Origin of the sequence: Clostridium estertheticum (assembly GCF_026650985.1) — a bacterium.
Classification (GTDB): domain Bacteria; phylum Bacillota; class Clostridia; order Clostridiales; family Clostridiaceae; genus Clostridium_AD; species Clostridium_AD estertheticum_C.
Window position 1 is genome coordinate 827,097 of sequence record NZ_CP086239.1, and the last position, 22,928, is coordinate 850,024.

A 22,928-nucleotide genomic window follows, 5' to 3' on the forward strand; every position below is an offset into this window, starting at 1 on the left:
TATACATAATAAAAAACACACAACAACATGTATATTATTTGATATATTATAACACATAATTATCAATTAATATTATATTCTGATTTATTCATATATTTAAAGCAAAATAAATTTATGATTAATTATATCCAATTAGTAAAAATGACTTTAAAAAAGTTTATAAATTATATATAATGATAGATAGTGATATTTTTTTATAAAGGAGAATGAACTAATGAATGAAACAATTAAATACTATATAGAAACTTGGGGCTGTCAAATGAATGAGGAAGATTCAGAAAAATTATCCGGTATGCTAATACCAGCGGGGTATAAAAAAACATTGGATAAGGGATCTGCTGATATAATTATATTTAATACTTGTTGTGTTAGAGAGAACGCAGAACAAAAGGTTGATGGAAATATTGGGGCTTTAAAAACAATGAAAAAAGAGAATCCAAAGCTTGTAATTGCGGTTATTGGATGTATGATGCAGCAAGATGGTATGGCAAAACATATAATTACTAAATTCCCATTTGTAGATATTATTATTGGGACTCATAATGCATATAAATTTCCAGAGTATTTAAAAAGAATACAGAGCGGAGAATCATCTATTGTTGAAATTTGGGACAAGGAAGAAAATATTATAGAAGGAATTCCAATAGAAAGGGAAAATACTTTAAAAGGTTTTGTTACAATTATGTATGGTTGCAACAATTTTTGTACTTATTGCATAGTGCCTTATGTAAGAGGACGCGAACGTAGTCGAAATCCCGAAGATATCATTAATGAAATAACAGCTATGGTTGGACAAGGGTATAAAGAAATAACCTTACTTGGTCAAAATGTTAACTCTTATGGAAAGGGATTAACTCCTGAAATAAATTTTGCTCAGTTACTTCGTAAAATCAATAAAATTGAAAATTTGGAGAGATTAAGATTTATGACGTCTCACCCAAAGGATTTATCTAATGAAGTAATAGAAGTTATTGCCGAGAGTGATAAGATTTGTGAACATGTTCATTTACCAGTACAATCAGGCTCATCTAATCTTCTAAATAAAATGAACAGACATTATGATAGAGAGCAATATTTGGAGTTAGTAAAAAACATTAGAAATACAATACCTAATGTAGGAATAACTACAGATATAATAGTTGGATTTCCAGGAGAAACTGAGGAAGATTTTGCAGAGACTCTAAGCTTAATGGAAGAGGTTAAATTTAATTTAGCGTTTACTTACCTTTACTCTAAAAGAAAGGGAACACCAGCAGATGAAATGCTAGATCAAGTACCAGAGGACGTTAAGCATGAGAGGTTTAATAGATTAGTAGAAGTTGTTAATAGAAATTGTGCAGAAAAAAACAAAGCATGCGTAGGGAAAATTGTAGAGGTACTGGTCGAGGGTTATAGTAAAAAAGATGAAAGTAAATTGACTGGTAGAACTAGAAATGGGAAAGTAGTAAACTTCGAGGGAAATGGCAATGTTGCCGGCGATCTCGTATCAGTTTTAATAACAGATTCACATTCTTTTTCACTTTTTGGTGAAGAAATATAAACTAACAAATAAATTATAGTAACTAATTTAATATCTGTGATTATTTATAAAGATTCAATTTATGTGTGTAAGGCAATTTATATAATCACAGAGAAAAACAAAGGGGAATGGCAATGGCATTAACTCCAATGATGATACAATATTTTGAAGTAAAAGAAACATGTAAGGATTGCATTTTATTTTTTAGATTAGGTGATTTTTATGAAATGTTTTTTGATGATGCACAGCTTGTAGCAAAAGAACTCGAGCTTGTGCTTACAGGGCGTGATTGTGGGCTTGAAAAAAGAGCACCTATGTGCGGAATACCCCATCATGCAGCAAATATATATGTAGGAAGGCTAATTGCAAAAGGATATAAGGTTGCTATATGTGAGCAAGTAGAAGATCCTGCATTAGCTAAGGGAATCGTTAAAAGAGAAGTAATTAAAATAATCACTCCAGGAACTTACACTGATTCTGGGTTTTTAGAAGAAACTAAAAATAATTATATTATGAGCATATACATTAATAAAGAGACTAATTTTTGTGGTTTATGTTTTTGTGATGTATCAACAGGTGAATTTACTTGTACTGAGACTAAACTTAACATTGTTACCATATTAGATGAAATATCAAAATTTACACCAAAAGAAATTATTGTCTCAGAAGATATAGCTGATGAAATACTAAAGGTTATAAAAGAAAGATTTAATGTGTCATATTCTGCATACCCTAATGACTTTTTTATTATGAAAAATGATAATATAATAAAAAATCAATTTCATAATTATAGTGAGAAAACTTTCTCGCAAACTTTACTAAGCAGCATTTTAGGGCTACTTAGTTATATTATGGATACACAAAAAAAATCCCTTTCTCATATAGATACTATAGAATACTATGATATTTTAGATTATGTAAGTTTAGATGCAAATTCTAGGAGAAACTTAGAGCTAACAGAAACTTTAAGAGATAAAACTAAGAAGGGTTCTTTATTATGGGTATTAGATAGAACTAATACTGCGATGGGAGCTAGAAGACTACGTAAGTGGTTAGATCAACCTTTAATAAACAAAAAGTTGATAGATGAAAGATTAGAGGCTGTAGAAGAAATTAAGAATAATACAACGACCCATGAAGATTTAAAAGATGTACTTGTTGATATATATGATATAGAAAGGTTAGTTGGAAAAATTTCTTCGAAAAACGTCAATGCCAAAGAACTGATTTCTCTAAAAAACTCTATAGAAAAAATACCAAAAGTAAAATCAATTATATCAATATTAAATAGTAAATTAATGAATAAGATAAGTTTAGAATTGGATGATCTGCAAGATATACATAATATATTAGAGAAGTCTATTATAAATAGTCCAGCTATTTCCATTAAAGAAGGAAATATCATTAAGGAAGGTTTTAATAGCGAAATAGATGAGTTAAGGCGTGCTAAGGCCCATGGCAAGGAATGGATTGCTACCTTAGAAAGTGATGAAAAAAGAATAACTGGAATAAAATCACTAAAAGTTGGGTACAACAGAGTGTTTGGGTATTATATTGAAGTAACTAAATTAAATATTCCATCTATTCCAGAGGGTAGATATATAAGAAAACAGACTTTATCTAATGCAGAAAGATATATTACTCCTGAACTTAAGGAAATGGAAGATAAGATTCTTGGTGCACAAGATAAACTAGTAAATATAGAATATGAGATATTTACAGGTATACGAGAAGAAATTGAAAAACATATAGAAAGAATGAAAAACACAGCGAAGCTAATATCAGAAATAGATTGTTTAAGTTCACTTGCTACAATCGCTCTAGAAAACAATTATACTAGGCCTAAGATAAATAAAAAGGGCATTTTAAACATAATAGGCGGAAGGCACCCTGTAGTTGAGAAAATGATGCCTACGAATACTTTTATTGAGAATGATACATATATGGATGAAAAGGATAACCAATTACTATTAATAACAGGGCCGAATATGGCAGGTAAATCCACATATATGCGTCAAGTAGCCTTAATAACTATTATGGCTCAAATGGGAAGTTTTGTTCCTTGTGCGTCCGCAGATATATCAATCTGTGATAAAATCTTTACAAGAATAGGAGCATCTGACGATCTTGCGGCAGGCAAAAGTACCTTTATGGTAGAAATGTGGGAAGTATCAAATATATTGAAAAATGCAACCAATAAAAGCTTAGTTTTACTTGATGAGGTAGGCAGAGGTACAAGTACTTATGATGGTCTAAGTATAGCTTGGTCAGTAATTGAGTACATTTGTAAAAACACTAATTTAAGAAGTAAAACTTTATTCGCAACGCATTATCACGAGTTAACAAAACTAGAAGGAATAATTAAGGGCGTTAAAAATTATTCTGTAGCCGTGAAGAAAATTGAAAATGAAATTGTATTTTTAAGGAAGATTGTACCTGGAGGAGCTGATGAGTCTTATGGTATTGAGGTAGCTAAACTTGCAGGGTTGCCCAAAGATGTAATAAATAGAGCGAATGAGATCCTAATTTCACTAGAAAAAAATAATACTAGTACGGAAATTAACTTTATTAACAAAAAAACTGAAAAAATGGATAAATCTATTAAGTCAAGTGGCAAAGTTAATGAGGAAAATATTGTGCAGAAAGAATCAGCTGTAACTTATGAAGCTGATATAGTGCAAGACGAGGTTACTCAAATAAGCTTTACAGATATAGAAAAGGATAATATATTAAAAGAAATTAAAAATATAAATATTCTTAGTCTAACACCTATGGATGGTTTTAATAAGTTATATGAATTAGTTAATAGGGCAAAGTTGTTATCATGATAACGAAGCTACTATCATGATGTCTGAGTTATTATAAGAGTAGCAAAGGATGTGATTTATTATGAGAATTAATATATTAGAAGTTGAAACCTCAAATAAAATTGCTGCAGGTGAGGTGGTAGAAAGGCCATCATCTGTAGTAAAGGAATTAGTGGAAAATAGTATAGATGCAGGTGCTAAAAATATCACTATAGAAATATTAGAGGGCGGTCAAAAAAATATAAAGGTAATTGATGATGGCTCGGGTATTCATGTAGATGATATAGAAAAAGCTTTTTTACCTCATGCTACTAGTAAAATAAAATATGTTGAAGACATATATAAAATACATTCATTAGGGTTTAGGGGAGAAGCATTACCTAGTATAGCTTCAGTATCTCGTACTACATTAAATAGTAGAACAAAGGAGTCTCCATTTGGCATGGAAATATCTCAGTCATCAAGTGATGTGCTATACATTAAAGAAGTTGGATGTAATGTTGGGACAACGATAGAGGTTAAGGATTTGTTTTTTAATGTACCAGCAAGGCAAAAATTTCTAAAATCACCACAAAGAGAATCCGCTTTAATATCGGATATTTTAGGAAGACTAGCACTCGCTAATAATGAAATTTCTTTTAAATTGTCAAATAATGATAAAAAGGTATTCTCTACTTTTAGTTCTACAGAGCCTCGTGACACCATTAGATATATATATGGCAAAGAGGTTGCAGATAATATTACGAGTTTTGAAAAGTATAATGACATAATGTCTGTACATGGGTATATTGGCAATGCACAGATAAGTCGTGGAAGTCGTAATAGGCAAAGTATTTTTGTTAACAAAAGGTATATTAAAAGTGGTTTAATTACCGCCGCGGTGGAAAATGCTTTTAAATCTTTTTTGACTATTAATAAATTTCCGTTCTTTGTTATATTCTTAGACATTTTCCCGGAGTATATAGATATAAATGTTCATCCACAAAAAACTGAAATTAAATTTCAGGAAGATAAAGCAATATTTAAGTTTGTTTTTGATGCAGTTCATACAGCAATTGGGGATAGCCTAAGAGGCAATTTTGACGTTACAGAAGATGATAATAAAAATAATGATAATAATGAAAAAAGAAATGAGAATGAAAATATTAGTGCAAAAGAAGTTGAAAAAAACACCATAAAAAAAGATGTATATGATTTTAATAGAATAATTATAGATGAAAAAGTCAAAGAAGAACTGGAAAAGAGCGTTCAAATTCCAATAGACTTTAAATATAAAAGGCAAAACAATGAAAATGAAGCTTCTAGTTTTATGGAATCTTCTTATGCTCATTCAAGCCTTCCAAAAGTTACAAGTAATTCAGGCAGTGAATTTGCAAGTGAAGTGCAAAGCACAAGTGAAAATGTCAAAGAAAGTGGTAATATTAATCAGGAGACGGGTGAAATCACAACATCAAACGAAGTTTCTAGAATTTCAAAGTTTCCGGAACTTCGAATTATAGGACAATTTAATAAAACTTATATAATTGGTGAGGCATATAATGAACTTTATTTAATTGATCAACATGCAGCTCATGAAAAGGTATTATTTGAGAAATATAAAAAAGAAATTAAAAACGCGCAGGTGGTGTCTCAAATTTTATTAGTACCAACTGTAATAGAACTAAGTGTGGATGATTATGCTTACTATAGTGAAAATGTAGTTGTGTTTAATAATACCGGTTTTAATATTATTGAATTTGGGGAAAATACAATTATTATAAAGGAAGTTCCTATAATACTTGGTAAACCAGATATTAAAAATCTTTTTAATGAGATATTAGATAACTTGAAAAATATGGGTAGTGGTGAAACCGTACAAATTAAATATACTCGTATAGCAACACTTGCATGTAAAGCGGCTGTAAAAGCTAACAATCTCTTATCAGATTTAGAAATGAATAAATTAATTAATGATCTAAGATACATTGATGAGCCTTTTACTTGTCCACATGGAAGACCTACAATAATAAAAATTACACTTAATGAATTAGAAAAAAAGTTTAAAAGAATACAATAGAAAAGGTGAAAATATGAAAGATTTATTTATTTTAGCAGGTCCTACAGGTATTGGTAAAACAGAAATATCTATAAAACTTGCACAAGAACTAAATGGGGAGATTATATCAGCTGATTCAATGCAAATATATAAATATATGGATGTTGGATCTGCTAAGATTTCATTTGAGGAGATGAGAGGAATTCCTCATCATTTATTGGATATAATAGAGCCAAGTGTTGCTTTTAGCGTAGCTGATTTTAAAGAAAGATCAGAGAAGGCCATTTGCGATATAACTGACAAAAATAAACTCCCAATGCTCGTTGGTGGAACTGGGTTTTATATAAATTCTTTAATTTATAATTACAGTTTTGCTGATACCAATAAAGATGAAGCATATAGAGAGCATCTTACAAAACTTGCAGAGAAAAATGGGAAAGAATATGTCCATAACTTACTTAAAGGCATTGATGAAAAAACATATAATAAACTATATCCTAATGATTTGAAAAGAGTTATTAGAGCTTTAGAAGTATACAAGGTCAGTGGTAAACCCATGAGTGAATTTGCAAAGGAGCAAGATATTTTGGATATTCCTTATAATGTACATTATTTTGTATTAACTATGGATAGACAAAAATTATATAATAGGATAAATTTACGCGTAGATAGTATGATGAAAAATAATTTAGTTGATGAAGTTATAAAATTAAAGAAAATGGGCTATAATGCAGATATGCAATCAATGAAAGGTATAGGTTACAAAGAGATATTATATTACTTAAATGATGAAATATCCTTAAATGAAGCTGTAGAGAAGATTAAGCAAGGAAGTAGAAATTATGCTAAAAGGCAACTTACTTGGTTTAGAAAAGATCCAAGAGTAAACTGGATTAATAAAGATGATTTTAGTAGTGATGATGATATCGTAGAATACATAAAGAGTAATTTAACCATTTGAATTAGTCTTAATAAATGTTTTTATAAAATTAAAATACAATTGTGGAGGAACATTTGTGAGCAAATTTACTAATAATCTGCAAGATATATTTTTAAATGAGGCAAGAAAGAATAAAATACAAGTTAATTTATATCTGATAAATGGTTTTCAATTAAAGGGCAATGTAACTGGTTTTGATACGTTCACTGTAGTATTAAACTGCGACGGGAAACAAATGATGGTATATAAGCATGCTATTTCTACGATAACTCCACTTAATCCAATATTACTAGGTAGTGAAGAAATTTAAAGTTATAGTATGTTATTTAAGGCCTAAGCTTAGAGTAAATTAGCTTGAGGCTTTATTTTTTAAAAGGGCTAATTCATAATATAATACGAAAGAGGTAAATGATGATAAATGAAAAGAATATTAAAACTTTAGGAACACATAGTGGTAAATTCCATGCAGATGATGTTATGGCTACAGCTATACTTAGATTATTATTAGGAGATATAAAGGTAATCAGAACAAGGGATGAAGAGGTACTTAAAAAACTAGATTTTGTTTATGACATATCTCTTGGAGAATTCGATCACCATCAATTAGATAAAGAAATAAGAGAAAATAATATTCCATATGCCGCTTCAGGTCTAGTTTGGAGAGAGTTTGGTTCTAGAGTAATACAAAAGTTTAATTCAGACTTTAATGAAGATGATATAATATCAATTTTTGATTATATTGATAAGACCTTAGTGCAGGGAATTGATGCTATAGATAATGGTATAGATTCTAAATCGGAATTTAAAGTAACTTCAATAAGTGATATTATACAAAATTTTAATCCTACATGGGATGATGATTCCTCTAAAGATGATGCATTTGAAGAAGCGGTAGGATTTGCGACTGTTATTATAAAACGAATAATAAGTAGACAGGTTTCGGTTATAAAAGCGAGAAGTATAGTAGATAATGGTTTTAAAAATAGAGAGGTTAATGAAATAATGGTTTTGGAAAAGGGTTGTCCTTGGCTTCAACAGTTACTTAAAATAGATATAAACAGTGAGGTACTGTTTGTTATTTCACCTGGTGATAATGACACAGAGTATAAGATTCAAACTGTAAAGAAAACAGCGGGTACTTTTGAAGCAAGAAAAGATTTAGTTGAGTCAATTAGAGGAAAATCAAGTGATGAGATAAATTCAATAATAAAAATAGATGATGCTATCTTTTGTCATAAGGCAGGTTTTATAGCATCAACTAAAAGCTTGAAAAGTGCTCTGAAAATAGCAAAATTATCAGTTTAAAATTCATAAAATGAACCCAATAACAATTGTTGTTATTGGGTTCATTTTTTATGTCTAAATAATGACGTTTCATGTCATAAATATTGAATTGTATATATTTATAAAATATTATATAATAAGTAACGGGTATTGAATTATGCCATTTAATGAAAATATAGTAAAAAGGAGCAGGTTGCTATGAAAAAGAAATTATATTTCATATTTATATTTATTTTTGTACTCTCTATCGTTGGGTGTTCAAGAACTACATCCACCACAATAGAAAAAATAAACCCTGTTAAACCAACGGTTGTAGCTACACCTGTAATTGTAGCGAAACCTGTAATTGTGCCTAAACCAATTGAAATCGCTAAAATACCTGGGTTTGACAATACTACTGATATTAAACCTTATGGTAAGAGTATCCCGGTTCTAGAGTACCACTCAATTAGCTATGATAAAGGTAATCCAATTTGTATTCCAATTAAAAAATTTGAGGAGCAAATGGAATATTTAAAAGAAAACGATTATTATACTATAACACTTACAAACTTGTATGAGTATCTTATGAATAATACTCCAATACCTAAAAAATCTGTAGTCATTACTTTTGATGACGGATATGATAATAATTATACTGATATGTTTCCTGTTCTAAAAAAACATAAATTTAAAGCAACGATTTTTGTTATTACTTCCCTTACTGATGTACACAGCAACATGCTAACATCCAAACAACTTGTAGAAATGGACAAATATGGTATAGATATAGAAAGCCATACTGTACATCATGATAATTTAAAATTGATTTCTAAGGATAACCAACTAAAAACGTTAATTGAATCTAAAAAATATCTTGAAAAAACATTAAATAAAACAGTAAATTTCTTCGCATATCCTTATGGTGGGTACAATAAAAGTGCAATCGAGGCGGTGAAAGAAGCTGGTTACAAAATGGCTTTCACCACTGAAAATGGCTGGTCCTCTAAAAAGAATGGTATTTTTTCATTACATAGGGTATGGATAAGTGCTTCTGATAGTAAGAAAGTATTTGAAAGTAAAATTTCTAAACCTTTAATAGAATAAAGCACTCAACTGATTAACAGTAAAAGAACATTTGAAATTATGATAGGAAAATATAAATGAACTCCCTTTAATTAAAAAGGGAGTTTATTTATATTATTAAAATTAATAATATAAAAAACATAAACATGATAACATCTTATTATATGTAAATTTTAATATTAATTATCTTCTTTATTTTCTAATTTGTCTAAAATAATATCTATCTTTTTCTCCATATTCTTACTTCTATTAAAAAAATCTTTAAAACTTTGTATTGCTTTATATATTCCTATTATAAGTGCAATTAATATAGCAATGTTAACAATTGTAGAAACGATTGTAGAAAGGTTAAATTCCATATAAATCCTCCTTACTATATTGAATAGTTTAATCAGGTTATTTTACAATTTAGACTAACAATATATATTCAATCATATCATAATTGCCATAAATCTACTATTATTTCATTTTAAAGAATGTTCGATAGCATTAATGTGAAAGTAATATAATTGGAACTGTTTGTAATAACTAGATATTTAAATTACATTTTATATAAATTAATTAGTATATGATACATATTACATTGACACACATAGTAATATGCGTTAAAGTATAATTACGAGGTGAACATAATGAATAAAATCAATATCAGTAGTGAATTAATTCGTGGTAACATTGATTCAATAATACTTCGAGTAATATGTGATGGAGATAACTATGGATATGAAATCATTAAAGATATTTCAAAAAATAGTGAAGGAAAATACGAATTAAAAGAACCTTCATTGTATACAAGTTTAAAAAGGCTTGAATCACAAAAACTTATTGAGTCTTATTGGGGAAGTGAAAGTCAGGGTGGCAGAAGAAAGTATTATAGGATTACAGAACTAGGTAAAGAAAATTATGAAAAATCACTTTCAGCTTGGAAGATAGCAAGAGATTTAATAGATAAACTTATTAAAAGGGAGGGATAATGGGTATGAATAGTTTAAAAAATCATGTTGATAGTATTTTTAGCAACTATAAATCAAGTAAACAGATTAATGAATTGAAATATGAGGTTTTGAGTAACCTTGAGGCAAAGGTTGATGATTTAACTGCAAATGGTATGGATCACAGCGAGGCTATTAAAAAAGCCAAAGGAAGCATTAACAGTATAGATTACCTTATTGATGGAAACATAAAAATATATATAAATAAATATAATCTTGAATATATACAAATAGCTTTGCTTTATTCTATAATAGCATGGATAATAACAATACCTGCTTTAATTATTAGAGTAGGATTTATATTAAATATATTTCTTTTTATTTGTAGTATTGTAATTGGAATAAAGTATTGCCTATTAAACTCAAAAAAAGAATCTGACTATCGTAAGTGTAAATCCTTTATTAATATACAATCGGCGTTTAAAGCTAAAAAAATTGCTTGGATTATGTGGTTATTGTTTATTGTAGTTTATACTCTGTTTACCACTGCAATTCAGTTTGGAAGTAACATTTGGTTCTCAAGACCAATTAGTATAACAGGTCCATATCAATTTGCTAAACTGGCAATAGGATACTGTATTCCGCTTATTTCAATCATAATTCCATTGATTTTTAATTTAGCTCCAAAACTAATATTAAAATATGAGGTGGGTGAAGACAATGAAAACGAGGAATAATATAATAATTGGCTTAGCAATAATGGGGATAGTCTTATTTGGACTAGTTCAGTTTATTGTTATACCAAAGAATAATCAGAAAAATAGCCAGTATATGGTTCAACAGCGAAATCCTATAACACACGACATAAATAATGTTCTAAAATATAGAAATGAGTATATGGGTAATTCGAGCAATATAATTAATTTATTTCACAAATTGCCTTTAAGTAATATTAAAATGTCTTTTGAGTTATTTCCAAATAAGTTAACAGCAGAAGTGAATTATAAGGATACTATAGCAAATATTAATGAGAATAAGGTGAATAAAGCCTTGATATACAATTCTACTGTTGCATTTGCTCTAATTGATAATCTTCAAGTAATAAATTATAACTTTACTGGTTCAGCATATAAAGTCTCACGCTTAGATGTTGAAAAGTGGTATGGGCGAGATTTACCGGGTTTATTAAAAAAAGAGGAATGGAAAAATAAAGTACAGGATAAACTTGAAGATAACAAATATGTTAATGATTGTATAAAAGCAGTATTGATGAAGAAATAACTATCTTAAGGGATTGGATAATGAAGTTATTTCAAAAAAAGACAGTAGAAGGGGGTCATTATATGATGAAAAAGAGAAATATTATAATAGGTGGATTGTTAATTATTGTGTTAACTTTTTTTATTACTGATTTTTGTTTAGAAAAAGCAAATAAATCTCCTGTTTTTGCAATTCCAATGGTAATGTACAAAGATGGAGGGTCCATAGAATACTATGGTTTGGGCTATAAGGTAATAAAATATTCTAATGTAACTGGCTCGGAGATAAAAATGGATTTTGGTACTTGGTTTATGAAATTTTCACCACCTAAATATAAGATTATTCAATTCAAGAAAGAGAGAGTTTAATATTTATGAGCAATTGGTGTATGTTGCACATTATTATGTAATGATGGGGGGGGTATGCTTTGATAACAGCGCTAGAAAAATATAAAAAGAGAAATGCTCGATATAAACTACTACTTAAGAAGCAACAGAAAGGTGTAAATAGTATAAGCACCTTACCACTTGTTATTTTTGTACTCGTACTTGTAATTTTAATAGAAACATATAGATTGAAAAGGTTTTACTTATTTGAGATAGTGATTTTAATTGCAATTGTTTTATTTTGTTACTTAGCATATTTGCAAAAAAACACAGAAAACAGAAAAAAGTCTACCGCTGCATTATGTGAAATAAATGAAACTTCCATAAAAAGATTAAAGGGTGGTTGGATACACTTTGAAGATACCGGTGAAGATTTTATAGATGAAAATCATAATTATTCATATGATCTTGATATTTTTGGTAAAGGATCTTTATTTCGATGGATAAATACAGCTTATACTTATATTGGAAGACAGTGTCTAAAACAAATATTCACGGAAAAACCTCAAAATGAACAAAAAATATATGATAGACAATCAGCAGTTAAAGAACTTGAGCAGAAAGTATATTTTAGACAAAAACTTGAGTTAGAAGGAAAGATAATGCTCAACAACAAACAAAATCCTAAAGAACTTTTTTTATGGGCAAAAAAAATAAGTAATCATATATTAAAAAATAGAGTAGTTTGGTTTTTAAGATCTCTTTCTATCCTGTTGCGAAAGAGTACACCTATCCTCTATAGGTGGGTGGTGAATTTCGTCTAGCTTAGGGCAGTTTATAAAACTAAATTCATTACTTATAAGTATAATATTAATACAGAATATACTCATAATTTTAGCTATATACGGACATAATATCATTATAATATACTTGTGAAAGGAGGAGTCTCAATGCCTCAAAATTCAAAAAAAGAAGAAAAGGAAATCTTGTACGGAGTTCAAAAGCAACAACTTAAAGATTTGTCAGCTAAGGAATATAAAGCACTTAAAGAACTATGTTTTTTATCCAAAAACATGTACAATGTAGCATTGTATAATATACGGCAACATTATTTTACACAAAACAAGTTCCTAAGTTACATTAAAAACTATCATGTTTGCAAAACTAATGAAAACTACGTAATACTTAATAGTAATTCATCCCAGCAAATAATGAAGATTGTAGATGCAAATTTTAAGTCGTTTTTTGGATTACTTAAATTAGCAAAAGCAGGTAAGTACAAATATAGCGATGTTAGAATGCCAAGTTATTTACCTAAGATAGCTTATTTGAAATTGTATTTTGTGAATTCAATGTTACTACAGATAAATTTGCAGTACCAATGTCTGCTGCTTTCAAAAGTCTTTATGGCAAAATTGAGATTGCGATGCCAAAAAATCTAAAGAGTAAATTAATTAAAAAAATTATAATACTACCCAGAAACGATGCAAGGTTCTTTGAAATCCAATGGACATATGAAATCGAGGAGTTCAAAGGTAGTTTAAATAAAAAAAATACACTTGCAATTGATTTAGGAGTAGACAACTTATGCACTTGCACCACAAATTCTGGCAAAGCTTTTATTATTGACGGTAAAAAGCTTAAATCAATAAACCAAGGTACAAATAAGCGGAGTTGCAAATTGCAATCAATTAAAGATAAACAAAATATCACACGCACTACTAAAGCCCAAGGAAACCTTTGGAACAAACGAGGTAATAAGGTTAATGATTATCTCGCTAAAACTGCAAGGCTAATTATTGATTACTGCATAACTAATGATATTGGCTCGCTTGTTGTAGGTTCTAACAAAAACATCCAAAAGGGTGTTAATCTAGGCAGAGTTAATAATCAAAACTTTGTTAATATACCAATTGGTCAGTTAAAGGCAAAGCTTAAATATCTAAGCAAACGATATAAAATTGTATTCATAGAACAAGAGGAAAGCTATACTTCAAAAGCTGATTTTTTAGCAACTGATAATATGCCTGTTTATGACGCCCTAATTAAAAGAACTTATATTTTTAGTGGCAAACGAACCTCTAGAGGACAATATAAATCGTCAATGGGAATTATATTAAATGCTGATATAAATGGTTCTCTTAACATAATGCGAAAAGCAGAAATAAAGAACATTTGCTTAATGTACAACGAGTATATGAATCCCAAAAGGATTAAGATAGCTTAAATGTAAGCTGGGAGCATAAAGCTTACAGTGTAGGGCGTCCTTGGACACGCCAAAAGGAATAAGGCTTCCTACTTAGTTAGGTTTAAAAGTAATAGCAAACTTCTTTATAAATAAGAATCTCCCACTTCTAAAGTGGCGAGAGGGTTCAAGATAACCACAATAACCACCTTAACAGTACTAGTTAGAATAATTTATTATATAAAATCTGCTTTATTTGGTATTAATAAAAGTGCACCAAAAATATTTTATTTGATTCCGTATTACATTCCTGCTTTTTTAATTATGATTCAATGTATAATTCTAAGGATAAATCGAGAAGATAGAATGGAAACTTTAAATATGGCTGAAAAATATAACGATGACATAAAAACATATAAAAATATGCTTAGGCATATAGAAAAGCATAAATTCAAGTCAGAGTATATTGTGAATTTGTGTAAAAACCTTTATGATAAAGATGGAAAAAGTGCATCAAAACAGATAGGTGATTTTTCTAGAATTTGTGAAGTTATATCCGATAGGCGTAATATGATATATCCCATTTTAAATTCGATTTTCATGATAGAATATCACTGGATTATTTCTATTGAAAAGTGGAAGATAAAATATGGAAACAATTTTGAAGGATGGATTAATACAATAGGGGAATTAGAAGCTTTGTGTAGCATTGCAGTTATAAAACACGATAATCCTTATTGGAGTATGCCTAATATTGTAACTGGACCATCAAAGATTATTGCCAAAAATATGGGCCACCCTCTTTTAGGGGAAAATAGGGTATGTAATAATTTAAAAGTGGAAGCACCATATTCAGTTATGATTATAACAGGTTCTAATATGTCTGGTAAGAGTACATTTATGAGAACTGTTGGAATAAATATTGTATTAGCATATGCCGGAGCTCCTGTATGTGCAGATCAATTTTGTTGTACTATTATGGATTTCTATAGTTGCATGAGGATAAGTGATAATCTAGGACAAAGTATATCTTCTTTTTATGCAGAAATATTAAAAATTAAAAATATCGTTAAGGCTGCAAAAGAAGGAAAACAAGTGCTGTTTTTATTAGATGAAATCTTTAAAGGTATCAATTCAAGGGATAGGCACACTGGAGCTATGATACTGGTAAAACAATTAAGTAAAACTGGAAATTTAGGATTTGTATCCACTCATGATTTAGAGTTAGCTGAAATGGAGAATCATAGAAATTTAAAAGTTAAAAACTATTATTTTTCTGAATATTATAAAAAAAATGAAATTTACTTTGATTATAAATTAAAAATTGGTATTTCACCTACAAGAAATGAGATATATTTAATGAGATTAGCTGGTATTGAAGTAGAAGAAATCAATGAGATAAAATAATGTTGAATTTATAAATAACCTCATATCTAATGTGGGGTTATTTAGCGTACAGCTGATACATGTGTAAAAAAGAATTCTTTATGAAGGGTTAGCCTAGTTACGTCGTCAAGAAACGTAATTAGATAAGCCTGTTTTTTTTGAGCTTTTAGTTTAAGGCTTACGTAAGGTTAATTAATATAAATATTCTAGTATGCGTTTTTTACTCACGAAAATTAATGCTGTAAAATGTATACTTATAAATACGAACATTCCCATAATATTAAATCATAGAAACATTCAGGTCGTTGATACTTTATGGAGAATTAATTAAGCGTTAATTGTATTATGTTAAATTACATTAAAGTAATATTCAAATAGTAATTCATTATAAAAAATTCACCATAAAAATAGAAAGTGAGGGAAAACAACTATGACAACATTATTAACAGCGAAAGAAGTTACAAAAATTTATGACAATAGTAAAAAGCCAGCATTAAATAAGGTTTCTTTACAAATTGAGACTGGAGAATTTATTGCTATAATGGGGGCTTCAGGATCAGGAAAGACTACTTTATTAAATGTATGTTCAACTATTGATACTTTTACAAGTGGAGACATTATTATAAATGGTGTAAATATTAATACACTAAATGATAATAGTGCTACTGATTTTCGAAAATGTAATTTAGGGTTTATTTTTCAAGAATATTTTCTACTGGATAGTCTAACAGTTACAGAAAATATAGCAGTACCACTTACTTTACTACATAAGACTCCCAAAGATATTGAATTTTTTGTACATCAAATAGCCGAGCGATTTGGTATAAGCGATATATTATCTAAATATCCAAGTGAATTGTCTGGGGGACAAAAGCAACGTGTTGCTGCAGCAAGAGCTATCATAAAAAATCCTAGCGTTTTGTTTGCAGATGAGCCTACCGGTGCACTAGACTCAAACTCTGCCACAGCGTTGCTTCACAAATTAGAGGAAGTGAACAAAGAATTAAAAACTACTATTCTAATGGTAACACATGATGCGTATGCTGCAAGTTATGCAAGTCGTATTATTATATTTAAGGATGGACAAATCGTTAGAGAATTACAAAAATGTAGTAAAGAAAGAAAGCTTTTCTTTGAGGAAATTTTAAAAGAAGTTGCAAAACTGGGGGAAAACTAATGATACTACATTACACGAGGAGGCAATTAAAAATATGAATTTATTAAGTATTGCGCAGAAAAATATAAGAAAGAATTTTTCGTTCTATTCTCTTTATTTGGTTTCAGTATCATTCGTTTTTATGGTATTTTTTAGTTTTATTTCTTTTGCCATGAATGAAGTCATAATGGAACGGATATCTACTGATGGCAGAGTAGAAATGATGTCCAAAGCTGTAGCAATATTAATCATGGGATTTGTATTGTTTTATATGTCATATGCCAACACTTTTTTTATGAAAAGACGAATGAAAGAACTTGGAATTTATTCTTTATTAGGCTATAGAAAGTCTACAATGACACGGTTGCTTTCATTTGAGAATTTTTTTATTTGTATCAGTGCACTTGGCATAGGAATATTTTTTGGAGCATTTCTTCATAAACTCATTGTTATAGGTATTGTGCATCTTTTAGATTTACAAATAGATGCTTCAAAAATACCGTTAATTAATTTAAACGCTGTTTATGTCGCCAGTGTATTCGTGTTTGTTGTTCTATTTGTTTTATTTTTATCAAATTGGAAATTTTTAAAGAAAAGTTCATTACTAACACTAGTTCGATTGGGTAAAAAAGTAGAACAACAAATAAAGGTAAAAATATGGCTAGCAGTATTAGGAGTTATATTATTAATACTTGGTTATGTAACAGCGCTAGATATAACAAGGGGAAAGGATTCGTTTTGGGTTACAGTAGGATTCGGACCTATGGCTATGATTACACTTATATCTGTAGTCGTAGGAACAATCTTTTTTATACATTCTTTCATTCCTTATGCTATATTAAAATTAAAAAAGAAAAAAGACTATTTTTATCAAGAAACAAATATAATTACAATTCCAAAATTTATTTATCGTATACGATCAAATGCAAAAGCATTAATTATATTGACATTATTATCAGCGGCAACATTGAGTATACTAGGTTCGGCAATACTCTCAATATATTATCCTTATGCTGGCCTTTCACGTGTAATTCCTGCAGCTATTGAATTCCATATCAAAAGCGCAAATCAGGTAGATAAAGTAATTGATATTGTGAAAAAAACAGTAGGAGTAAAAAATATAGATTATAAAAAAACTTCTTTAATTCAAGTAACTTCTTCAACTGATAACCTTCCTTTTGAATATAGTGCTAAGGAACAACACAGTTTTGATTTAATGTCTAAATCCGATTATATGAATTTGATACAGTTACAAGGGAAAAAGGTATCTATTAAAAATATAAGTGGGAATGATTGTACTCTTGTTAAATATACATATGATAAAAAAAATATAGACATAGGAAAAGTATATTCCTTAAATCTTGCAAATCATAAAACCATAAATGTAAATGTAGTGGAAACTACATTGATAAATCCAATTGGATTTGCCAACAGTATGGGAACACTTATTATTTCTGACGAGCTTTATGCAAAAACTTCTAAATTGAAACTACATACAAATGAGATTATGAGCGTTTTCGGAAAAAATATGAGAAATAATAAAGAAGTATATGAACAACTTGCCCCTATGTTTAAGAATAATAACAATTTTGTAAGTTCATACCAAAAACAATATGAATACATTAGTGCGAATAGTGTATCCCTTTTGTTAATTACATTTGCTACAGCAATCTTTTTTATTGCTACAGGAAGCATTTTGTATTTTCATAGTATTTCAGGGATTACAAACGATAAAAGAGAGTTTTACATTCTAAAGAAAATGGGATATAAAAATAAAGAAATAAAAAAAATTATTAGTAAGCAAATTTTATTGTTTTTTAGTATTCCGTATTTATTAGGCGTTATTCATAGCATTTTTGCTTTAGAATGTTTTGTTGCTTTAATACCAAATTTACTAGGGAAAAGCAGTACATTTATATTACCCATACTTGCCTCAATCGGCATATTCACAATAATTTATGTTATATATTATATAGTTACAAAATATTCATGTTATAGAATAATATTAAACAATAAGGAGTGAAATAGTTTTTTTCACTCATGAAGCACCTAACCGTAATATATTGTACAATTTAAATAACAATTGTATAATAAAACCAAGATAGTGATTATATTATCAATCTAACTGTGAGGATAAATTTATGAAATCGAAATATCAGAGAAAGCAGGTATTTATTTTACTGAATCAATTATTAATAATTTCATTTTTGTGTCATGAATATTTACAAAATATTGATAAGGAAGCATCTAGCATTATGCCATTGACTATTATTTCATTGATGCTTCTTTACTCCATTTATATACAGTTTATTAACATAAAAGGAAGTTATGTTCTCTCACAATTCTCTAATCTATTAGTATTCCTTTCTTGGGTTTTTTTATTACTTAGAAGTAAAGAAAAAATATTTATTTTTTTAGCATTACCATTATATGTTTTTTTACCATATGAAATAATTCAGTTTTTACTTATGTTTATTTTTCAGGATTGTGTTTACCACAATAAAAAGCGAATAAATTTTATTTTAAAAATAAGCTGTTTTCTAACATTGCTATCTCTGTTAAACACTAGACTTTTTTATTTTATGTTTATGTTACAATGTGTTTTAAATTTTGTTTGTTTTATCTATGTATTATTTAAAAGTAGAAGCAGGTTCTGTTTTGTTTTGAAACAAGAGCGTAAAAATTTGATTTCTTCTATATTTACCATAATTGTTCCATATATGATTTATATCTTTCTTTTCGCAAAACAAGCCAATTACATGGAAAATTGTGGTCTTTATATAATTGTAGCTTTACCGTTGTTTAGTGTTCATGGTATAGTAAAAAAAAATCATAGTAATTTAAATGGTTATGTATTAAATTCTAAAATAAATATTTTATTATCTGTTTGTTTACTGTGTTTTGTAGCTATTATAGGAATAATATTGAATTTTAGTATATTGAGTTATTTTCTTTTGCTACATTGTGTTGCTTGGTTTGTTTCATTTTATTTAACTTTGCTATATAGTGAAATAAAGCAAAAATTTTTAAATGGAGAAACTAGAAATTCCGAAATGACACAAGAAAATTTTTATATGAACAATATCATACAAATATACAAAGAAGAAAACATAAAGAAAGATTTTTCTAATTATCTACATGACGAAGTGTTGCAGGATCTATTATCAATCAAAAACATGATATATAAATTGGATAAACCACAGGTAAAAGAAATAATAGTTGAAACGCTTGAAGCTTTAAATAATTCCATTAGAGAAGAAATGCAAGAATATCATCCTATTATGTTAAAAACCCTTACTATAAAAGAAAATCTTAGTAGCTTATTAAATATGATAAAGGAAACATATCATAGAAAAAAGATTCCTATTACATTTATTTGCGATGATAATCTATTTTTGGTAGAACCATATAACTTAATTCTATATCGCATGTTAAGAGAGTTAGTGACAAATGCTTTTAAACACTCAAAATGTATACAAATAGACGTGTTTTTATCTCAAAAAAAAGAAAAAGTAGAACTTGTTGTAGAAGATAATGGAATTGGATTAGATAATATAGATAATATAGATATTAAAGTTCATAAAGGATTGGCTTCTATTAAGGAGCAAGTACGATTACTTGGTGGTTGTATACGGATAGATTCAAAAAAACCTTCTGGACTACGGATTACTATTCAGATTACTATGAGAGGGGATAATTCTTATGAATATTTTATTAATCGATGATCATACATTATTTGCTAAAAGTTTAGAAATCGTTTTTCAGGATTATAAGGAGATTAAAAGTTTTTACTCTTTGCAAGATATTACACAAGTTACAGCAACTATACAAAAAAAACAACCAGATATTATTTTAATTGATATAAATTTGAGCAATATAAGTAATGAAGATGGATTAATAGTTGCTAAATCTATTCTTACTAATTTTCCTGATAATAAAATTGTAATGTTGACTGGTTATGATTTGCCGGTTTATCGATATGAAGCCAAAAAAATTGGGGCAAAAGGTTTTATAAATAAGAATATAATGCCTGACATTCTTTTGAAAATCTTGATTGATATAAATAATGGAAAGAATCATTTTTCTGCAAATGTAAAATATATAGAAAAATTAACGCCGAAAGAAATACAAATTCTACAGTTATTATGTTATCCATATAAGCGAAATGAAATTTCTAATATGCTTCAGATTAGTGAACGTACTATTTCTAATCATATACAACATATATTTGATAAACTAGAGGTTTCTTCATCAGTAGAGGCTGTTATAAAAGGTATCAATCTTGGGTACATACAACCTAACTATAAAAGCAGTTAAAAAGGATAATTATAATTTCTGAATATAATAGTAATTAATATTATTTTAAATGATTTTAACTAAGTAAACGTATTATCATCAATTTGACTATTTGCTAATCTCTTATATGTCATAGTATAATTTTATATTAGGTTAAAGTTAAAATTATGAGACGTTTTAGGAGATGAAAGAATTATATGGGATCAGATATTATAGTAGGAGTTATAGGCAGTGCGTTAATAGCAATGGGAATAATGGGATTTATAAAAGAAATGACAGTACTAAAGATGGAATGCGAAGGAACAAAGGTAAAAAATGAAAAAACTAACACATGTAATTGGCCAAAAATATTATCTGTATAATAGTTTTATAATTTTGTGTAAAGGGAATAAAATGTACTCTTTCTTGGCAATAATTGAGATAAGTAATTATCAAAGATTGTAAGGAGGAGTATTTTTATGTCCAACATTTCAAAAGAGGTTTTAAGAGATTATATCAACGAGCAAAAGTTTACAAACCCAACTGAGGTTTTAACTGCTATTAAGAGCATGTTTAAAGACATTCTTCAGGAAACATTAGAAGCATAAATGGATTCACAACTTGGATATGACAAGTATGAATTATCTGAAAAACGAACTCCAAACAGTAGAAATGGTTACTCTAAGAAGACTGTTAAATCTGAACTTGGACCCGTAGAACTTAATATACCACGTGATAGAAATGGTGAATTCGAGCCTAAAATCTTGCCTAAGTATCAAAGAAATATAACTGGTATTGAAGATAAAATAATGGCTCTTTATGCAACTGGAATGACCACGAGAGATATATCAGAGCAAGTAAAAAATCTATATGAAGTTGAGATATCTGCTGAAATGGTCTCGAATATAACAAATAGGATTATGCCTGTAGTTACAGAGTGGCAAAATAGGGCACTTGAAAAAACATACTCATTTGTTTTTTTAGATGCAATACACTATAAAGTTCGTGACGACAAGCATATTATAATCAAGGCAGCTTATGTTGTGCTAGGTGTAAATATGGATGGAGAAAAGAAGTACTTGGTATTTGGATAGGAACAAATGAAAGCAGTAAGTTATGGCTTTCAGTACTTAATGACCTTAGAAACAGAGGCTTGAAGAACGTTTTATTGTTTTGTATAGATGGCTTAAGCGGCTTCAAGGAAGCAATAGAGGCTGTCTATCCCTTTGCAAAGATACAACGTTGTATAATTCACCAATTGAGAGCAAGTATGAAATATATACCACATAAAGACAAGAAGGCATTTGCAAAAGATTTGAAAGCTGTTTATGGCGCAGTGAATGAGGATCTTGCACTTGAAAATTTAATGTCTGCAAAAGAAACATGGGGTAGTAAATATCCAAATGCAATAAAAAGCTGGGAAGATAATTGGGATAATCTTATAACTTTCTTTGCATTTCCAGATTATATTCGTAGAATTATATATACCACAAATGCTATAGAGAGCCTTAACAGTCAATTCAGAAAAGTAACTAAGACAAAGCTTATATTTCCGAACGATGATAGTCTTATGAAGATGCTGTATTTGGCAACTGAAAAGGTAAGTAAGAAATGGACTAGAGCATATGCAAATTGGGACCTTGTTATTAGCCAGCTCAATATATTATTTAGTGAGGTCTTAAATGAAGGAGCGTAGCTTTGGGACTCCGTCCCTCAAACCCCTAAGAGGTATAGTTTAATTTTTTCTGTTAAATAAGT

21 protein-coding genes and 1 pseudogene are annotated in these 22,928 nt (G+C 28.8%); 21 read left to right on the forward strand and 1 reads right to left on the reverse strand.

Features of this window, described 5'->3' with window-relative positions; translation table 11 throughout:
- Positions 1 to 214 precede the first annotated feature (214 nt).
- From miaB to LL038_RS04230, 7 genes are all read left to right on the forward strand, one after another.
- On the forward strand, positions 215 to 1,540 hold the full coding sequence (miaB, locus tag LL038_RS04200) for a tRNA (N6-isopentenyl adenosine(37)-C2)-methylthiotransferase MiaB (protein ID WP_071613180.1): 1,326 nt from the start codon (positions 215 to 217) through the stop codon (positions 1,538 to 1,540).
- A gap of 113 nt (positions 1,541 to 1,653) precedes the next feature.
- Positions 1,654 to 4,347: a DNA mismatch repair protein MutS gene (gene mutS / locus LL038_RS04205; protein WP_216119910.1), complete on the forward strand. Its 2,694-nt coding sequence runs from the start codon at positions 1,654 to 1,656 to the stop codon at positions 4,345 to 4,347.
- A 61-nt stretch (positions 4,348 to 4,408) separates the two neighbouring features.
- The gene (mutL, locus tag LL038_RS04210; RefSeq protein WP_216119909.1) at positions 4,409 to 6,382 is read left to right on the forward strand and encodes a DNA mismatch repair endonuclease MutL; all 1,974 of its coding nucleotides are present in this window, start codon (positions 4,409 to 4,411) and stop codon (positions 6,380 to 6,382) included.
- Positions 6,383 to 6,395: 13 nt separating this feature from the next.
- Complete coding sequence (miaA, locus tag LL038_RS04215) at positions 6,396 to 7,322, forward strand: tRNA (adenosine(37)-N6)-dimethylallyltransferase MiaA (RefSeq protein ID WP_216119908.1); 927 nt, start codon at positions 6,396 to 6,398, stop codon at positions 7,320 to 7,322.
- A 55-nt stretch (positions 7,323 to 7,377) separates the two neighbouring features.
- Positions 7,378 to 7,611 (forward strand): RNA chaperone Hfq, encoded by a 234-nt coding sequence (gene hfq, locus LL038_RS04220; RefSeq protein WP_216119907.1) that lies wholly within the window; start codon positions 7,378 to 7,380, stop codon positions 7,609 to 7,611.
- 101 nt (positions 7,612 to 7,712) lie between these two features.
- Positions 7,713 to 8,606, forward strand: coding sequence for an MYG1 family protein (locus LL038_RS04225; RefSeq protein ID WP_216119906.1), 894 nt, complete (start codon positions 7,713 to 7,715; stop codon positions 8,604 to 8,606).
- Positions 8,607 to 8,783: 177 nt separating this feature from the next.
- On the forward strand, positions 8,784 to 9,671 hold the full coding sequence (locus LL038_RS04230) for a polysaccharide deacetylase family protein (protein ID WP_216119905.1): 888 nt from the start codon (positions 8,784 to 8,786) through the stop codon (positions 9,669 to 9,671).
- 158 nt (positions 9,672 to 9,829) lie between these two features.
- Here LL038_RS04230 and LL038_RS04235 read toward each other — a convergent pair whose 3' ends face one another.
- On the reverse strand, positions 9,830 to 10,009 hold the full coding sequence (locus tag LL038_RS04235) for a hypothetical protein (RefSeq protein ID WP_216119904.1): 180 nt from the start codon (positions 10,007 to 10,009) through the stop codon (positions 9,830 to 9,832).
- Between the two features lie 273 nt (positions 10,010 to 10,282).
- Here LL038_RS04235 and LL038_RS04240 point away from each other — a divergent pair, with 273 nt between their 5' ends.
- The 14 genes and pseudogenes from LL038_RS04240 (at position 10,283) to LL038_RS04305 (ending at position 22,866) form a co-directional block, all read left to right on the forward strand.
- Complete coding sequence (locus tag LL038_RS04240; protein ID WP_216119903.1) at positions 10,283 to 10,624, forward strand: PadR family transcriptional regulator; 342 nt, start codon at positions 10,283 to 10,285, stop codon at positions 10,622 to 10,624.
- Between the two features lie 5 nt (positions 10,625 to 10,629).
- Positions 10,630 to 11,319 carry a permease prefix domain 1-containing protein gene (locus LL038_RS04245; protein WP_216119902.1) on the forward strand — a complete coding sequence of 230 codons (690 nt, stop codon included), beginning with the start codon at positions 10,630 to 10,632 and terminating at the stop codon, positions 11,317 to 11,319.
- On the forward strand, positions 11,303 to 11,863 hold the full coding sequence (locus LL038_RS04250) for a DUF4825 domain-containing protein (protein ID WP_216119901.1): 561 nt from the start codon (positions 11,303 to 11,305) through the stop codon (positions 11,861 to 11,863). Before LL038_RS04245 ends, LL038_RS04250 begins: the two co-directional genes overlap by 17 nt.
- A gap of 62 nt (positions 11,864 to 11,925) precedes the next feature.
- Complete coding sequence (locus LL038_RS04255; RefSeq protein ID WP_216119900.1) at positions 11,926 to 12,210, forward strand: hypothetical protein; 285 nt, start codon at positions 11,926 to 11,928, stop codon at positions 12,208 to 12,210.
- Between the two features lie 59 nt (positions 12,211 to 12,269).
- Positions 12,270 to 12,992, forward strand: coding sequence for a hypothetical protein (locus LL038_RS04260; protein WP_216119899.1), 723 nt, complete (start codon positions 12,270 to 12,272; stop codon positions 12,990 to 12,992).
- Between the two features lie 126 nt (positions 12,993 to 13,118).
- Positions 13,119 to 13,610 carry a hypothetical protein gene (locus LL038_RS04265; protein WP_253199972.1) on the forward strand — a complete coding sequence of 164 codons (492 nt, stop codon included), beginning with the start codon at positions 13,119 to 13,121 and terminating at the stop codon, positions 13,608 to 13,610.
- On the forward strand, positions 13,595 to 14,395 hold the full coding sequence (locus LL038_RS04270; protein WP_268055992.1) for a transposase: 801 nt from the start codon (positions 13,595 to 13,597) through the stop codon (positions 14,393 to 14,395). Before LL038_RS04265 ends, LL038_RS04270 begins: the two co-directional genes overlap by 16 nt.
- A gap of 324 nt (positions 14,396 to 14,719) precedes the next feature.
- Entirely contained in the window at positions 14,720 to 15,760 is a 1,041-nt protein-coding gene (locus LL038_RS04275; RefSeq protein ID WP_253199970.1) for a MutS-related protein, read from the forward strand.
- Between the two features lie 409 nt (positions 15,761 to 16,169).
- Complete coding sequence (locus LL038_RS04280) at positions 16,170 to 16,916, forward strand: ABC transporter ATP-binding protein (RefSeq protein WP_216119897.1); 747 nt, start codon at positions 16,170 to 16,172, stop codon at positions 16,914 to 16,916.
- Positions 16,917 to 16,950: 34 nt separating this feature from the next.
- Complete coding sequence (locus LL038_RS04285; protein ID WP_216119896.1) at positions 16,951 to 18,918, forward strand: ABC transporter permease; 1,968 nt, start codon at positions 16,951 to 16,953, stop codon at positions 18,916 to 18,918.
- 640 nt (positions 18,919 to 19,558) lie between these two features.
- Positions 19,559 to 20,620, forward strand: coding sequence for a sensor histidine kinase (locus tag LL038_RS04290; protein ID WP_216119895.1), 1,062 nt, complete (start codon positions 19,559 to 19,561; stop codon positions 20,618 to 20,620).
- Positions 20,598 to 21,212, forward strand: coding sequence for a response regulator (locus LL038_RS04295; RefSeq protein ID WP_253199969.1), 615 nt, complete (start codon positions 20,598 to 20,600; stop codon positions 21,210 to 21,212). The genes LL038_RS04290 and LL038_RS04295 overlap by 23 nt, the downstream gene beginning before the upstream one ends.
- 176 nt (positions 21,213 to 21,388) lie before the next feature.
- Positions 21,389 to 21,553 (forward strand): hypothetical protein, encoded by a 165-nt coding sequence (locus LL038_RS04300; protein ID WP_216119894.1) that lies wholly within the window; start codon positions 21,389 to 21,391, stop codon positions 21,551 to 21,553.
- A 96-nt stretch (positions 21,554 to 21,649) separates the two neighbouring features.
- Positions 21,650 to 22,866, forward strand: a pseudogene (locus LL038_RS04305) (IS256 family transposase).
- Positions 22,867 to 22,928: the final 62 nt, after the last annotated feature.